Raw genomic sequence first — 216 nt, 5'->3', positions numbered from 1 at the left:
TTTGGAGGTACTATAGGATATACACACCTAGTAATTATTTTATCTTCCTCTAACTCTCTTAATCGTCGGATTAACATGCATTGATTCATATCAAGAAATTTTTTTTGTATCTCACTTAATCTTAAAGGTGAACGGTGTAACAAAATCCATATAATTGCTATTTTCCAACTTCCTCCTATCTACAGATAAAGTTAAATCGTGTCCATTGAAAAATTC

General features: G+C 30.6%; 1 pseudogene. It reads right to left on the bottom strand.

The features are described from left to right. A pseudogene (locus FOT98_RS32160) lies at positions 1-216 on the bottom strand (winged helix-turn-helix transcriptional regulator); the annotation flags it as partial.

The sequence above is a fragment of the Bacillus sp. HY001 genome, from assembly GCF_007558965.1.
Classification (GTDB): domain Bacteria; phylum Bacillota; class Bacilli; order Bacillales; family Bacillaceae_G; genus Bacillus_A; species Bacillus_A mobilis.
This window is presented reverse-complemented; position numbering and strand designations above follow the sequence as displayed.